Annotated in this window: 16 protein-coding genes and 1 tRNA gene; 5 read left to right on the top strand and 12 right to left on the bottom strand. The window is 52.7% G+C overall.

Going from position 1 to position 14870, the window contains the following annotated elements:
- Positions 1 to 7 precede the first annotated feature (7 nt).
- The 6 genes from xerD to ffh all read right to left on the bottom strand — a co-directional run bounded on the left by xerD (position 8) and on the right by ffh (position 4435).
- On the bottom strand, positions 8 to 901 hold the full coding sequence (gene xerD / locus ACMAY6_RS10925; RefSeq protein ID WP_435211788.1) for a site-specific tyrosine recombinase XerD: 894 nt from the start codon (positions 899 to 901) through the stop codon (positions 8 to 10).
- Positions 902 to 928: 27 nt separating this feature from the next.
- Positions 929 to 1285, bottom strand: coding sequence for a 50S ribosomal protein L19 (gene rplS / locus ACMAY6_RS10930; RefSeq protein WP_435211790.1), 357 nt, complete (start codon positions 1283 to 1285; stop codon positions 929 to 931).
- A gap of 73 nt (positions 1286 to 1358) precedes the next feature.
- Positions 1359 to 2105 (bottom strand): tRNA (guanosine(37)-N1)-methyltransferase TrmD, encoded by a 747-nt coding sequence (gene trmD / locus ACMAY6_RS10935; protein WP_435211791.1) that lies wholly within the window; start codon positions 2103 to 2105, stop codon positions 1359 to 1361.
- Entirely contained in the window at positions 2098 to 2640 is a 543-nt protein-coding gene (rimM, locus tag ACMAY6_RS10940; RefSeq protein ID WP_435211793.1) for a ribosome maturation factor RimM, read from the bottom strand. Before rimM ends, trmD begins: the two co-directional genes overlap by 8 nt.
- 27 nt (positions 2641 to 2667) lie before the next feature.
- Positions 2668 to 2934 (bottom strand): 30S ribosomal protein S16, encoded by a 267-nt coding sequence (rpsP, locus tag ACMAY6_RS10945; RefSeq protein WP_435211795.1) that lies wholly within the window; start codon positions 2932 to 2934, stop codon positions 2668 to 2670.
- 118 nt (positions 2935 to 3052) lie between these two features.
- Positions 3053 to 4435, bottom strand: coding sequence for a signal recognition particle protein (gene ffh, locus ACMAY6_RS10950; protein ID WP_435211797.1), 1383 nt, complete (start codon positions 4433 to 4435; stop codon positions 3053 to 3055).
- A 109-nt stretch (positions 4436 to 4544) separates the two neighbouring features.
- Here ffh and ACMAY6_RS10955 point away from each other — a divergent pair, with 109 nt between their 5' ends.
- Both ACMAY6_RS10955 and ACMAY6_RS10960 read left to right on the top strand, forming a co-directional pair.
- The gene (locus tag ACMAY6_RS10955; protein ID WP_435211798.1) at positions 4545 to 5354 is read left to right on the top strand and encodes a cytochrome C assembly family protein; all 810 of its coding nucleotides are present in this window, start codon (positions 4545 to 4547) and stop codon (positions 5352 to 5354) included.
- A gap of 90 nt (positions 5355 to 5444) precedes the next feature.
- Complete coding sequence (locus ACMAY6_RS10960) at positions 5445 to 6725, top strand: HlyC/CorC family transporter (RefSeq protein ID WP_435211800.1); 1281 nt, start codon at positions 5445 to 5447, stop codon at positions 6723 to 6725.
- 66 nt (positions 6726 to 6791) lie between these two features.
- Here the strand turns inward: ACMAY6_RS10960 and ACMAY6_RS10965 are convergent, their stop codons facing one another.
- From ACMAY6_RS10965 to ACMAY6_RS10980, 4 genes are all read right to left on the bottom strand, one after another.
- Positions 6792 to 6983, bottom strand: a complete 192-nt coding sequence (locus tag ACMAY6_RS10965) for a DUF1289 domain-containing protein (RefSeq protein WP_435211802.1) — start codon at positions 6981 to 6983, stop codon at positions 6792 to 6794.
- 40 nt (positions 6984 to 7023) lie between these two features.
- Positions 7024 to 8130 carry a tRNA guanosine(34) transglycosylase Tgt gene (gene tgt, locus ACMAY6_RS10970; RefSeq protein ID WP_435211804.1) on the bottom strand — a complete coding sequence of 369 codons (1107 nt, stop codon included), beginning with the start codon at positions 8128 to 8130 and terminating at the stop codon, positions 7024 to 7026.
- Between the two features lie 7 nt (positions 8131 to 8137).
- On the bottom strand, positions 8138 to 9202 hold the full coding sequence (queA, locus tag ACMAY6_RS10975) for a tRNA preQ1(34) S-adenosylmethionine ribosyltransferase-isomerase QueA (RefSeq protein WP_435211805.1): 1065 nt from the start codon (positions 9200 to 9202) through the stop codon (positions 8138 to 8140).
- A 77-nt stretch (positions 9203 to 9279) separates the two neighbouring features.
- Positions 9280 to 9534: a hypothetical protein gene (locus ACMAY6_RS10980; RefSeq protein WP_435211807.1), complete on the bottom strand. Its 255-nt coding sequence runs from the start codon at positions 9532 to 9534 to the stop codon at positions 9280 to 9282.
- Positions 9535 to 9683: 149 nt separating this feature from the next.
- Here ACMAY6_RS10980 and ACMAY6_RS10985 point away from each other — a divergent pair.
- Positions 9684 to 9770: transfer RNA gene (locus ACMAY6_RS10985), tRNA-Leu, on the top strand.
- Between the two features lie 537 nt (positions 9771 to 10307).
- Here ACMAY6_RS10985 and ACMAY6_RS10990 read toward each other — a convergent pair.
- Positions 10308 to 10463: a hypothetical protein gene (locus ACMAY6_RS10990; protein WP_435211808.1), complete on the bottom strand. Its 156-nt coding sequence runs from the start codon at positions 10461 to 10463 to the stop codon at positions 10308 to 10310.
- Positions 10464 to 10927: 464 nt separating this feature from the next.
- On the opposite strand from ACMAY6_RS10990, the gene ACMAY6_RS10995 reads away from it, so the two are divergent.
- A complete protein-coding gene (locus ACMAY6_RS10995) occupies positions 10928 to 13360 on the top strand; it encodes a zinc-dependent metalloprotease family protein (RefSeq protein WP_435211809.1) in 2433 nt (810 codons plus the stop codon).
- Between the two features lie 527 nt (positions 13361 to 13887).
- Positions 13888 to 14016: a hypothetical protein gene (locus ACMAY6_RS11000; protein WP_435211811.1), complete on the top strand. Its 129-nt coding sequence runs from the start codon at positions 13888 to 13890 to the stop codon at positions 14014 to 14016.
- Between the two features lie 20 nt (positions 14017 to 14036).
- Here the strand turns inward: ACMAY6_RS11000 and ACMAY6_RS11005 are convergent, their stop codons facing one another.
- Positions 14037 to 14336, bottom strand: coding sequence for a hypothetical protein (locus tag ACMAY6_RS11005; protein ID WP_435211813.1), 300 nt, complete (start codon positions 14334 to 14336; stop codon positions 14037 to 14039).
- Between the last annotated feature and the right edge of the window lie 534 nt (positions 14337 to 14870).

Below are 14870 nucleotides of genomic sequence, written 5' to 3' on the forward strand. Positions count from 1 at the left end.
TCAGCATCTAGCCTCTCGGGTGGTGTTGCTCGTGTAATGCTTGCATTCGCTGACTGGCCACGTGGGTGTAAATTTGCGTTGTTGAAAGATCACTGTGACCTAACAACATTTGCACCACCCTCAGGTCAGCGCCGTGGTTTAACAAATGCGTGGCAAAGGCGTGCCTTAGGGTATGGGGTGATAAGTGTGTCCGTATACCCGCGCGTTTCCCATATATTTTAATACGATACCAGAAGGTCTGGCGAGTCATCTGCTGGGACCGATTAGATGGAAAAAGAACATTACTCGACTGACCTTTAAGCAGCTCGGTTCTCGGCCCACGCATGTACCGCATCAACCAATCCAAAGCCTCTTCCCCCATCGGGACAAGCCGCTCTTTTCCCCCTTTACCCACGACCCTAACAATACCCTGATTAAGACCCACCTGTTCAACCTGAAGACCCACAAGTTCTGACACCCGTAGACCACAAGCATAAAGAAGTTCAAGCATTGTCCGATCACGAAACTCCAACGCCAATTCAAGGTCAGGCGCATTGAGGAGTTGTTCCACATCGGTCTCCGAAAGCGATTTCGGTAACGGTCGACCCTGTCTAGGGCTCTCAATACGAAGTGTGGGGTCTTCTGTGATCTGGCCCTCTCGAAGGGCCCAACGATAAAAACTGCGTGCCGCAGATAAGAACCTAGCACTAGATCTGGGAGAAGCCCCCTGACGGAGCTTAAGACCCAAGTAGGATTGGATATGGCTGGCATTCGCTGCCAGCAGGGGCTGATCGGCCGTGGCGGCTAACCATTCGTCGAAGAGGCTCAGGTCGCGGCGGTAGGCCGCGAGGGTGTTTTCACTCAACCCCCGCTCCATCCACAAACTGTCAAGGTACCGCTCGACCTCGGGAGACGCGGGCACTTCAAATCACCCCGTCTTGCAACATGCTCAGCGAGAGAGCTTTTCCTTAATACGAGCTGCCTTACCGCTACGCTCACGCAAGTAGTACAACTTTGCCTGCCGTACATCGCCGCGACGCTTGACAGTAATGCTGTCTAGCAGCGGGCTGTACGTTTGAAAGGTTCGCTCAACACCAACACCGTGTGAAATTTTACGCAGTGTGAACGCAGAGTTCAGGCCACGGTTTCGCTTGCCAATACAAACGCCTTCAAAGGCCTGTAAACGCTCACGAGTGCCTTCCTTCACTTTGACCTGCACCACGACGGTATCGCCGGGGGCGAAATCAGTGATTTCCTTGGTCATTTGTTCGGCATTAATTTCCGAAATAATTTTGTTGGTGCTCATCACACTCTCCCATCAAGCTGCGCAGTTTGCGCGGCGGCGGCTAATGCCGCGTAGTTTTCTATACTGCTAGTTTTCAGTCCAGCTCCCACTCTTTAAGGAGCTTCCAATCTTCTGCCACAACCCTCTCGGGCGTTAGCAAATCTGGTCTTCGATCCAACGTCCTGCGAATCGATTGGGCCCGGCGCCACCGTGCAATGGCCCCATGGTCACCGCTCAAAAGCACCGCCGGCACCGCCCGCCCCTGATAAGACTCGGGTCGGGTGTAATGGGGACAGTCCAATAGCCCGTCTGCGAAAGAATCCTCTTCAGCAGAGGCGCTATGCCCCAGCACACCAGGGATCAAACGCACCATAGCGTCAATCACCAGCATCGTCGGTAACTCTCCACCACTTACCACAAAATCACCCACGGAGATCTCGTGATCGACTGAACGTTCAATAAAACGCTCGTCTATTCCCTCATAACGCCCTGACACAAAAATGATGGCGTTGTCAGCGAGCAACTCCCTTGCCACGCTGTCTGTAAACTGTCGCCCCTGTGGTGTCATAGCCACCACTTTGGGGCTTCCCCCCAACTCGGCTTTAGCCGCCTCCAATGCTCGATCCAGCAGCGGGGCCTGCATTACCATACCGGGTCCACCGCCGTAGGGTCGGTCATCCACGGTTCCGTGACGATCTGACGCATGATCCCGCGGGTTGTGTAATGACAAACTCCAGAGGTTGTCCTTCAAGCCTCTACTGGTTACGCCCCAGTCACTTACGGCACTGAACATTTCCGGAAACAGCGTCATCACAGCAAACCGGTGTTGCGCCTCAGACATCGGTGTACCAACTCACACGTACAGTGCCTGCCTGCATATCAACTTCCCGAACGACATCGTCAACCAGCCAGGGAATCAAGCGCTCTTTGTCGTCCATGCTTCCCTCACAAGGTCGCACCACTAGGACGTCGTTTGCACCTGTCTCTAGCAAGTAGTCGATCTCACCCAGAAGACAAAGGCCGTCTGAGCTCTCGCACCACACGCGCAATCCCTCGAGATCACGCCAGTAAAAATCTCCATCCTCTAACTCAGGCAACAGCGCCGCGGGCCCCCGCAACTCCATGCCTTTCAGCCCTTCCGCTAGTGTCCTATCGTCTACCCCGGAGAGTTGAGCCACCCACCCGCGCCCTTGAGGCCTCAAGCTGATGACTTTAATGTCTCGGGATGCGCCAGCACGCATTTTGGATCCTGGCACGATAACTAGGCCCTGAAGCCCTACTAAAAAAGTCGGATCTTCTAGCAGTGGCCGAATCTTTACCCAGCCTTTGATGCCATGGGCACCCAAGACTTCCGCCAGTACCAGCGACTCCGTCAAGGGACTGACAGTCTCTAATTCTCGGTGTTATGCAGCGGCAGCTTCAGTCTGAGCCGCGACAGCGTCCTTCATTAAGGCCTTCACTCGAGGTGACACCTGAGCGCCTTTGGCTACCCATGACTCGATCTTTTCAAGGTCCAATCTGAGACGCTCTTCTTGTCCGCGAGCGACTGGATTGAAGAACCCGACACGCTCGATGAAGCGTCCGTCCCGTGAACGGCGATGATCGGTAACCGTGACCTGATAAAACGGCCGCTTTTTGGACCCGCCTCGTGACAGCCGAATAACTACCATCTTGTTGATTCCTCTGTAAAATTTTGTAAAGGACACACGACCCAGAGGCCTTGTTCCCGAAATATAAGGGAGCGGAGAATACAGTAAACGCTCCGCTAATACTAGCCGTCAACCCACCTCAGCGAGGTGGAAAACCACCACCTGACATGCCGCCACCGGGCGGCATCATACCGCCGAGCCCACGCATCATCTTTTGCATGCCTCCGCCTTTCATTTTTTTCATCATCTTTTGCATTTGTTTGTGCTGCTTCAACAGCCGATTTAGGTCCTGCACCTGAGTGCCAGAGCCCAGTGTGATACGTCGTTTGCGCCCGCCTGAAATGACCTCTGGCTTGCGGCGCTCCAGCGGGGTCATCGAGTCAATCATGGCCTCCATCCTCGCAAACTGCTTAAGATCGACGTTTTGCTGGGCCATGGCCGCCATATTCCCCATACCGGGCATTTTCTCCATCATGGCGCCAATGCCACCCATATTTTTCATTTGCTGCAGCTGCTCTCGAAAATCTTCAAGATCAAATCGGCCTCCCTTCTGCACTTTCTTGGCCAATCGCTTGGCTTTTTTCTGATCAACCTTGCGTTCAGCATCCTCAATAAGCGACAGCAAATCGCCCATTCCTAAAATGCGCGAGGCCAGTCGATCGGGGTGAAACGGGTCTAAGGCATCTGTTTTCTCGCCAACACCTAGGAATTTAATGGGCTTCCCGGTCACCGACCTTACCGACAACGCCGCCCCGCCGCGGGTATCGGCATCGACCTTGGTTAAAATGACGCCGGTCAGCGGCAAAGTCTCGCCAAAGGCCCGGGCAGTCATCACGGCGTCTTGCCCCATCATGGCGTCTATAACAAACAAGGTTTCAATAGGAGTGACCGCCGCGTGAAGTTCCCGAATTTCCGCCATCATGGCTTCGTCAACCGCAAGCCTGCCTGCCGTATCTACCAACAGCACATCGGTGAAATTAAGCCGCGCATTGTCGAGTGCACGATTTACGATATCGACGGGTTTTTCCTCGCCCGAGGAGGGCTCAAAACGCGCCCCAACCTCACCTGCGAGGGTCTCCAACTGCTTGATCGCAGCAGGTCGATAAACATCGGCTGACACTACCGCAACTGACTTTTTTTCACGCTCCATCAAATATCGCGCTAGCTTGGCGATAGACGTCGTTTTTCCCGCACCCTGCAACCCCGCCACCATGACCACCGCAGGGGGCTGAGCATTTAGGGTCAAAGCCTCGTTGGCACTGCCCATAGTTTCGGTCAGCTCTGCCTGCACAATTTTAAGGAAAGCCTGACCCGGGGACAGGCTTTGAGCCACCTCTGCTCCAACTGCGCGGGTTTTGACGGCTTCAGTAAATGCCTTCACAACTTCCAGAGCAACATCAGCTTCAAGCAGCGCCATACGCACTTCGCGCAACGTGTCTCGAATGTTGTCCTCAGTCAGTCTGGACTTCCCAGACATACTTTTTAAACTGGCGGACAGACGATCGCTTAATCCTTCAAACATGGAACCTCGAATGGCGCCGTAAAGGACGCCTCAAACGGTGATAAAGAGCGTAGTATACGTGCTGAAGCAAACGCACCCAATGACCTAGTCAGCACATAGCGAGGATTTTTTGACCACCACTCCCGATTTACTTCAGGCCGCCCTCGCAGTCGCTACCGCATTGGTCTATGTCGGTGCCGCTGCCAGACAGCTTTTGACTCTGGACGGACGACGCCACCGGGCGCCTTGGGATGTCACGGCGTTGGCGATTCTGGCGGTATCTTGTCACCTGGCTATTTTTGCCATAGATCTGCAGAAAGGTGCGCTGGACTTAGGTTTTTACAAAATCTCCTCCCTTATTTTTTTGATCATGGGGGTGATTAGTGTAGTCAGCCTGCTGGTTCGCCCCCTACAAATGGTGATCATTGCAACCTTTCCTTTTTCGGCGCTAGCAGTTCTTGTCAGCGCTTTTGCCCCGCCGACAGGTCAGCCACTAGCGGGCCTCGAGAGCGGCTTGCTGGCCCATATTGTCAGCTCGCTGTTGGCCTTTGGCGTACTGACACTGACCTCACTACAGGGTGCGTTGCTGTCGGTGCAAACACAGCGCTTACGCAGCCACAATACCCGGGGTATCGTGCGCTTACTTCCCGCCCTGGACACTATGGGCCAAATGTTCTTCGAGCTTCTTGCCGCAGGCGTGTTGTGGTTAACGGTTGCGGTCGTATCGGGGGCGCTGTTCGTCGATGATCTGCTAGGCCAACAGCTGGTCCACAAAACGGTCCTGACGACGCTATCTTGGGTACTGCTCACTCTGACTCTTGCCGTTCACTGGCAGCGTGGCCTGCGAATCAGCACGGCATTGTCACTGGTTTTTCTGGGTTACGGCCTCATGGCTATCGGCTTCTTCGGGTCAAAACTGGTCGTTGAGCTACTGCTCTAGGCAGGTCGACACTCAGGGGTGCCGAAACGCTTGTCAGCGGCGCTGTTTTTCTCCACCATGGTGGACCTTACTTCTAATTGACGAACCTCCTTGAACGACGCCCCGCTGGGACTTCTTTTTACATTACTCGCTGCTCTGATTCTGATCTCAGCTTTCTTCTCGAGCTCAGAGACAAGCATGCTGTCGCTAAACCGCTACCGGTTGAAACACCTTATCGGTAAGGACCACAAGGGAGCTCGCCGAGCGAGCAAGCTGTTAGAGCGCCCCGACCAGCTCATCAGCATCATTTTGATCGGCAATAATCTGGTCAACATACTCGCCTCCGCCATTGCAACGGTCATCGCCATACGCCTTTACGGCGACGCTGGCATTGCCGTCGCAACAGTCGCTCTGACACTTGTGATACTGGTATTCGCAGAAATAACGCCGAAAACGGTTGCTGCACTCCACCCGGAAAAACTGGCATTTCCGTTCAGCCTGATTTTACTTCCTTTACTCAAGCTGTTTATGCCTCTGGTCTGGGCCATCAACAGCGTGACCAATGGCCTACTTAAACTCATGGGCTTCCGGCCCGATCTACAAAATGACGAAGCATTGTCGCAAGAGGAGCTGCGGACCATCGTTAGTGAGTCTGGCACCATGATTCCAAGCCGCCACCGGCGCATGTTGACGAACATACTGGATCTGGAGCTGGTCACCGTGGACGACATCATGGTGCCGCGCAGCGAGGTCTTTGGCATCGATCTTGACGACAGTGATGAAATCATCCTCGAGCACTTGCAAACCAGCACCCACACCTTGCTCCCCGTTTGGCATGAAGATATCAACAACATTCAAGGTGTTCTGCACATGCGCGACCTATCACGCGTGCTTGTGTCCGGCGGCTTGTGTCGGGACACGCTAAATCGAGAACTCCAGACACCTTACTTCGTGCCTGAAAATACGCCATTACACACCCAACTTCGGCAGTTTCAACTCAAAAAGCTTCGAATGGGCATTGTCGTTGACGAATACGGTGACCTTTTGGGTTTGGTGACCCTTGAGGACATTCTTGAAGAAATTGTTGGGGAATTTACCTCCAACCTCATTGAAGACAGCGAAGAAATGCACACTGACCCCGATGGCGGCACTGTCTGCTCGGGAACAGTTCACATCAGAGAGCTCAATCGGCATCGAAATTGGTCGCTACCTACAGACGGCCCTAAAACCATCAGCGGGCTGGCGCTAGAGGCGCTGGAAGCCTTCCCTTCGGGAGCAGTCGCTGTGCAAATTCCTGGCTATCTCATTCAGGTTCTCGCAATTGAGGGCCGGACGCTCAGCAAGGTGAAAATTAAACCCATGGAGACGCCAGAGACCGCTGCCGCAGAGTAACGTAGGTGCCCTCCCCGCGTAGGTGGCAAGCGCCGTAACAACGGCGGCGCCCACTTCAGGAAGGCGTCAGAGCAGTTTAATCGTGCTGGATTCGCTGCGTCGCGTCTCGGCGTTGCGCAGTATTTCGCGTTTCCGGACATCATCAGCGATAAACCAGTCGGTAATCTCATTACCGGTACGAAAACAACCGAGGCAAATGTCATTGGCATCAAGTGCGCAAATTGAAACGCAAGGAGAAGCGGGCGCGGGTAAGTCCATGAGCTAGTCAGTCATCTTAGGTATTCTCAGCGTCTACGCGTCAAGGCTCAGGGTTGGATTGCCGGCGATAGAAATCAGCGGCAAACTCTGCGAGCCGCCCCTCACGTATCGCGCGACGAATGTCGGCCATGTGCTTTTGATAAAAACGCAGGTTATGAATCGTGTTCAACTGGGATCCCAAGATTTCGTTGCATTTATCAAGGTGATGCAAGTAAGCCCGGGTGAAATTTTGGCAAGTGTAACAATCACAAGAACGGTCTACAGGTTCAGTGCTGTTCTTATGCCGCGCATTTCGCAATTTAATCGCGCCTTGATCAGTAAAGAGATGGCCGTTACGAGCGTTACGGGTGGGCATGACACAATCGAACATATCCACCCCCCGCATAACACCCTCTAGCAAATCAGCTGGCGTACCAACACCCATTAAGTAGCGCGGCTTCTCTGCCGGCAGCTCAGAAGCGACACCATCCAACACCCGCAGCATGTCTTCTTTAGGCTCCCCTACTGACAAACCGCCAATAGCGTAGCCGTCAAAATCGAGGTCCACTAAGCCCGCCATGGACTCCAAGCGCAGAGATTCGTACATGCCACCCTGGACAATGCCAAATAAAGCCGCAGGGTTATCACCGTGGCCCGCTTTACTTCTTGCGGCCCAACGCAGCGATAACTTCATCGATTGGGCGGCTTCTGATTCAGTTGCAGGAAAGGGCGTGCACTCGTCGAAAATCATCACGATGTCACTGCCAAGCCGCCGCTGAATTGCCATTGAAATTTCAGGGTCTAGAAAAACACGGTCACCATTAACGGGAGAACGGAAGGTAACGCCACGCTCTTCAACCTTCCGCATTTCACCCAGGCTGAAGACTTGAAATCCACCAGAATCCGTCAATATCGGTTTCTGCCAGCCCATAAAGTCGTGCAAATCGCCGTGCTGCTGAATAACCTCAGTTCCGGGTCGCAGCCAGAGATGAAACGTATTGCCCAAAATGATGTCTGCGCCAATCGCTTCAATGTCCCGGGGCAACATGCCCTTGACGGTGCCATAGGTTCCCACTGGCATAAAAGCCGGTGTCGAGACACTGCCACGAGCAAAGGTCAGCTCACCGCATCGAGCTTGGCCATCCCGGGCTTGGATATCGAATTTCATAGCTAGCCTAACCTCCAGATCTGCTGTCAGGGTTAGCCGTCACGAGCATGGCATCACCATAACTAAAGAAGCGATAACGCTGGTCGACAGCCTGCTTATACGCCGCCATGGTATTTTCGTGGCCTGCAAACGCCGCCACCAGCATGATTAACGTCGACTCAGGGAGATGAAAGTTAGTCACCATGGCATCAACGACGTTAAAGGGCTGACCCGGGTAAAGAAATATATCGCTATCACCCGAGAAGGTTTTTAGCATGCCACCTCGGGCTGCTGTTTCAAGAGAACGAACGGCCGTAGTGCCCACGGCCACCACCCGGCCTTTGCACTCTCGGCAGCGTTGAACGGCCGCCACGACGTCTTCATTCACTTCCAACCACTCACTGTGCATGTGGTGATCGGTGATGTCTTCGGCCCGTACTGGCTGGAATGTGCCCGAGCCAACATGCAAGGTGACCTCAGCTGTCTTTACACCCTGAGAGCGAATAGCTTCAAGTAAGTGGGCGTCAAAATGCAAACCTGCTGTTGGTGCCGCAACGGCACCATCGCGCTGGGCGAATATTGTCTGATAGCGCTCACGATCTTTAGCATTATCTGACCGCTCAATATAAGGCGGCAAAGGAATATGACCGAAGGTTTTTAAAATTTCGGGCCAAGATCCCGACTCAACAACCAGTTCGAATAGTGCCTCTCGGCGACCTTCAACGCGAACTGAAAATTCGGTGGCGTCTGACGTCTCGTCAGGGGTGATCAAAATAGCAGTACCCGGCTTCGAAGACTTGCTTGCCCTGACGTGGGCCAGCGCTGAACCGCCCTCTAGAAATCGCTCAATTAATATTTCAACACGACCCCCGGTTTGCTTAACACCATACAATCTCGCCGGTATTACCCGAGTATTGTTGAACACCAATAGGTCGTTGGGCTCTAGCCAGTCGGTTAAGTCATTGAACTGGCTGTGCTGTATGTCGCCGTTGACGCCGTTGAGAACAAGAAGGCGCGAGCCAGTGCGTTGTGGCAGAGGTTCCTGCGCGATCAACTCCTCAGGCAAATCGTAATAAAAGTCCTGTCGCCGCATAGCCTTAAACCCTTTACCTCTGCAAATTTGGGCACAAAAAAACCGGCAACAGCCGGTTTTCGATCGAGACCCTGCAATTAGGCGTCTGTGGCCTCTTCTTCGCCAGCTGCCTCAGCCGGCGCTTCCTCTTCGGCAGAAGCCTCTTCAGCTGGCGCTTCTTCCACGGGCTCGGCGCCGGGTAGAGTTACCTTAATCAGCTCTTCTGCCAGCAAGATGTTGACTTTTTCTTCGCCATTGACGGGCTTGCCGGTGGCGTCCTGAACGGCAAAGCGCTCGTCGCCGCGCTTGAAAATTTTGTATTCATTGGTTTTTTTGATGAGGTTCATCGCCATGTCTTTTCTCCCCTTGAGATACTCAGTCGCGGATGCTTTATAAACGCGCGCTATCCGATTCGCGAAGCAGCATAACTTAATAACGCAACCTTCGCAGCAAATTATTGCCGTTTGCTCTGGCCTTGCTATACTCCGCTCGCTTGATTTAAGCCGGTGTGGTGGAATTGGTAGACACAGGGGATTCAAAATCCCCCGCCCTTAAAAGCTTGACGGTTCGAGTCCGTCCTCCGGTACCACTCCCCCTCTGGGGGGTGCACAACAAGAAGCCTCTCGCTACCAACTCTTTAATCTACTGAATTCAACTGCCGATTAACCTCTGGGGCGGTCTGAGTTTGCCAGTGTGCGTCCTGAGTAGGTTGAGTCATCTCGCGCCGCAAATTGAGCCATGAAGATAACCCAAACAACTTTGCCGCCAGCTCCCGATCAGTCAACATCCGCACATCTCGCTGCCTCCGTAGCCACACGGTTTGCAGCTTCCTCAACACTTTCCACCAAACAACCCATGTCGCTGATGACACAACCTACTGATTGTTACAGTGCGAACCATAAGTCAGGACGTCCCTGCCTGTCATTTCACAGGCAAGGGCAAGGATTCATGCGGCGGTTGGGACATTAGGAGGAATACACAGCCTGCACCCAAGCCGTCTTAGTACGCATTTAGCTGTTCTCGCCAGTCTTACCGCAATCTCGGAGATCAGTCAGCTCGGTCGTCATCTTGGGCTGGCCTTGTTGGCGGTCAATGCAGGACTCAACTAACACTAAAGAATTAATTGTCAGGGAATCTTTTTCATGGCCTCGAACAGGGCGTCCATAATGTCGGACACGTCCCCGGCTAGCTCCTCTCGCTCTGCGGCGGGCGTGGCGCCAAAGTCAATCGATCCTTGAAGCTTTCGCAACATGTTCATTACCTCTTGAAGTTCAGCTTTCATTGTCATTGCCCGATGTTGGTGATTTACGACACATCCTAACAAGCGTGGCCTGAATCTGCTGAGGTAAAGCTGCTGGATAACCCGCTGCGACTCGCTTTCTCCAAACGGAGGCTGAAGCTGTTCGAAACATACTGTTTAAGGTGCGGCGCTGTAGCTGAAAGCACTTACTCCCGATGAAAATTGAACCGCACGGGTGCCAAAAACGAAATATCGCGCTGCCAGCCTGCCCACATCGCGAGTATTAATTCGTTGGCGATCTCAGCAAATAAATTGGCGCCACCTGCCAATCCCCCGAAAGCCCATCGCTCAATAATGCACGCACTAAAGGTTTGGATGTCCCTTGCCCGCTCCGTGCGGGCTTTTTTGATCTTGCAATTGTCGCTACCTGTCTGCTGCTTGGCGGTTAATGAAAATCATCACCCCAGGTAGCCCTGGAATATTGCTTATCACAATGGCATTTATTAATGTTTAAACAATTACTGAGAGGACAGAGACTGAGCGTGTCGGGACTTATGAGGTTATGGCCTGTATTTTTTCTGATGTTGACTGCCTCCCTCGCGAAGGCAGAGTCTTCCGTGACCTTCGCTTGGGATGAGGGGCGTAATCTCTCGACCGCAGAACTGTATAGCGCGGGTTTCCCCGTGGGTGAGGTGCTTCAGGTTTCAAATGGCCGTGGGCGCACGTACGACGTCACAATTGCGCGGTCTACATTCTCCTCATTAGGTAATCGTTCTCTGTCGGGCACTACAGAAGGCAACGGCACGTTTGTGCTGGTCATCACCGCCGACGGTCAGCTGCAAGGCTCATTAGCCGAAGGTCCTGACTTTTACAGAATTTTTTCTGAGGGCGGATCTCCCGCATTACAACAGCGGGATTATTCTGCAATGCCAAGCCCTATTGATAAATCTGGAGTAGCTCCAGAGCTTCATCCATCAGATTCAAGCCGGCATTTGCTCGAACTAAATCCCACCAATGTAAAAACTCGATCACTTTTTAAGCAGGGCGAAATCACAACTTCAGCTTCGGGCACTGGAACGGTTTACCCGGTTTATAGCGCTGATACCGCTATTGATGTCTTAGTTTATTACGACAGCAAGATGGCTACTTCAGAAGCTACTGTCGACTACCTGTTTGAATACAGCAACCTAGCCTACGCACGAACCGGAATCGCACTAACGCTTAACCTCGCTGGGCTAATACCAGTAGCGATCAGCAGTGCCCAGGACAATACTGCTGTTCTGGATTTACTGAAAAACAGAGAAGCCCCCTTTACGCTGGCCGATGAAGACAGAGCCGCACTCAATGCCGACCTCGTTCATGTCGTAAGAGTTGATAAAAGTGAAGAGGATGAGCTGCCAAACTGTGGGCTGGCGTCTTACAGCATCTACGAAGGCTTAGGTTATCGTGATGAAACAAATGGCATTACTGAGTGGAAGCCCCAAGAGGGATATGGAAGTTACTGTAGCGAAGACGCTTTCACCCACGAAATAGGCCACAACTTGGGCGCTGCGCACCACCGTGGTGACGATAATATTTATGCTGGTGGCGCTTATAACTACAGCTATGGTGCGGGACGATCCGCAGTGTTCAATACGATCATGGGGGCCTACAGAGATGCCTATGAAGAAACTGTTGCTGTATTTTCCAATCCCGACAGCGACTGCCTTGGTTACCCTTGTGGTGTGTCACCTGCGTACTCTGATTCAGCAGACAACAAACGAACACTGAGTAACACAAAATTTATTGTTGCAGGTTATGAGGGCCGAGGGTTCGACTATGCCGCAATTCAAGAGAAACCCGTATATTCCTCTTGCGAAGATGAAACGCCTTACCAAGGGATAAACATGATTAACGCCTCGCAGTATGCTGTGGAGGTGATGTCGCAAACGTTTTTGCGAGCAGACGGATCGAGCTACTACACTGGCACTTTTGAAGCCGGTGAGTTTGTTTTAGAGGCCGGTGGATACTCCGGCCGGGGTTATTGTGGCGAAGGGGCTGATCAGCCGTTTGGCTCAGAAATCACTGAAGCCTTCTTCACCTACAAAAACCCTGAGACGGGTGAGGAGGTGGAAGGCACTCACATCTTTTTCGACGATGATTACGATGGCGACTACGGCATAGTCCGAGCTGCGGCTGGAGCCGGTGGCTCAGTCGCTCGCCATCCCTCGATGCACGCCAGAGTAGATGCTGAGGTAGAGATTACGTTTCAACCAGCCGACGGTTACAAGCTGGATGAAGTAACGGGAACTTGCCCGGGATCACTGCATTACAACGTGTATACAGCAGCGCCCCTTTATGGAGACTGCTGGGCGGTAGCCAGCTTCGTAGCAGATGTTAGTTTCACTTCAGAAAGCTCTTTAAATGAAATAAGTGAGGCCTACATCGGCTTACATGGCCGCGCGCCCGACCCTAATGGGTTGGAGTATTGGGCATCAGAACTCGACGAAGCAGTTGCTGCCGGACAGAACTCCGGAGTTGCGCTAAAAAAGCTTACCAATGATATGACCCTCAGCGCTGAGTGGGCATCGGGCATCGGCGCCAATAATGGACTTGCACAATCGGGGGCCGAAGCGATCGTGAGGGCGATGTATCTAAATTTATTCGCTCGTTCTGCGACCAACTCCGATGTGGCTTATTGGTCATCAGACCTCACCAGCGGCCGCGTTACCGAATCCGAAATGGTTGTGCTACTCATCACTGGTGCGAAAGCTAATGGGAATGCTGATAGTGTCGTGTTGGACTACAAACGGCAGGCCGCGCGCTACTATGCCTCAAACGTATCGCAAAGTATTTTCACAAGAAGCACTGCAAGAGACGCGGTTGCTGATGTTACGGACCTGCAATCCTTAACGGCATCCCAGAGTGACACCGATGCCCTCGTTGAGGCATCTGGTTAAGCCGCCCGGAGGAAAGCCAAAACCCTTATCAGTGCCTTCTTATAACTTGTTTGGCTGCCTCACCTGTCGCTAACAATGACTTCTACCTCTCGCCTACCTGAGTTTCCGCCAGAGCGAATCCATCGTTGACGCTTTTTGCTAAAAACCTAATCGTACCTCCCGTATAGCCTCATGAACCCTAGATCGGAAACAGCCCATGAGAAACGAAGCGATCTTAGCATTGATCAGCTTGGCGCTTACCGCTCCAGTCAAGGGTGCCGAACCAGGCCATCACTTAAATAGTGTTTCGGCCTTTCTTGGCGTAACGAGTGAGGGCCGTCGTCAGGGAGCAAGTACGCTGGGCTTGGAGTACGAGCGTCGTCTCAGTGATGAGTGGTTTATTACACCCGCAATAGAGCATGTCTTCGGTGATTTGGATTTTAGCATTGCAGCCTTGACGCTGGGTTACCGGCTTAATCAATGGCAGTTTATGCTAGCCCCGGCGAGTGGGCTAAGCAGGAGAAGGGTGTGGAAACTAAGAGCGAATTTTGTTTCGTGCGGTGGTTGTATATGAGTTTGAAGTCGATGATTTAATCGTTGCGCCCCACGCAATGGCGGACTTCGTGGCTGATGACATAGTCGCCGTAGTTGGTATCACTGTTGGCATCAATTTCTAAGCTTGTTTTCTAAGGAACCGTTAACTCACCGCAACAAAGTGAACTGCGACAGCAAAAGCCGCGCGCAGGGCTATCCAAAACGCGTAAGCTTTGAGCGACTGGCTCAGCTTAAAATTCCTGCCCGCCCAAAACTGCGGGTATGCAGCGGCCAATGCTTTTGCCGCGTCCAGTGAGGGAATATCCCGCTTAAACGGGCGATCCACACCACGGCGCTGCAGGCTCCACAATGTCGATCCATGTTGATGGATAATATTGCCGACATGCCTGCCGCTTTCGTCGAGGGCTGACCAGTTGGAAGTCTTTGGGTACGGGTTAAGCATAGATGATCAGAAACAACTTTTTTAGTGGGGTGACACATGCCTAAGTCAGTGAGCTAACCTTTTACCGGTAGGCTAAATAGCCCCGTCGCGTCGCTTAACGCTCGTGATGACTGCAAAGTCATCTAGCAAATATTCCTCAGTACATAATCACCCAATGTACGAGTCTTAATACTCTTCGTAGATTTAAAAATAGCCCCTGAAGATCGATCCAGTAGCTACTTATTACCCCGTAGACAAACCTTTGCCGCGCCTTCGTGCCCCGTCCCTTTGCACGCTAAAGCCCTCTCTTGCGCTGCCCCGCTCTCCACGGCCAGCAAAAGCATGACGATAGACGCAGTTGCGAAAATGAATGCGTTTAAACGTATTGATTTCATGGTGGCTTCTCCTTGGCTAATGACATTATCGTAAAGACAGGCCTTCAGTGCCTTGTCATTAAACGTCAATCCATTTTTGGGTAACGCCAACCCGGAATAGGGGTGGTTGTTGCGTAGTTGGTCACGCGCAGGAATAGAAAGTTCCAACAGCGCTGTGGCT

Source organism: Luminiphilus sp. nBUS_16 (assembly GCF_051201645.1).
Taxonomy (GTDB): Bacteria; Pseudomonadota; Gammaproteobacteria; order Pseudomonadales; family Halieaceae; genus Luminiphilus.